General features: G+C 49.6%; 2 tRNA genes. Both read right to left on the bottom strand.

Going from position 1 to position 226, the window contains the following annotated elements:
• Positions 1-2: 2 nt before the first annotated feature.
• Positions 3-76, bottom strand: a tRNA-Pro gene (locus AAEZ00_RS22380).
• Positions 77-149: 73 nt separating this feature from the next.
• Positions 150-226, bottom strand: a tRNA-Pro gene (locus AAEZ00_RS22375).

Below are 226 nucleotides of genomic sequence, written 5' to 3'. Positions count from 1 at the left end.
GGTCGGTGATAGAGGATTCGAACCTCTGACCCTCTCGTCCCAAACGAGATGCGCTACCGGGCTGCGCTAATCACCGAGATTTTTACTTGAAAACAAGTCTGATATTTATTTAACTTAGAGGCTAAATTCGCTATAAGAAAGCGGGAATGTGGTCGGTGATAGAGGATTCGAACCTCTGACCCTCTCGTCCCAAACGAGATGCGCTACCGGGCTGCGCTAATCACCG

This window comes from Shewanella sp. S1-49-MNA-CIBAN-0167 (genome assembly GCF_040310145.1).
GTDB classification, from domain to species: Bacteria; Pseudomonadota; Gammaproteobacteria; order Enterobacterales; family Shewanellaceae; genus Shewanella; species Shewanella psychromarinicola.
The sequence above is the reverse complement of the archived record's forward strand: the minus strand, read 5'-3'. Positions and strand labels throughout refer to the sequence as shown.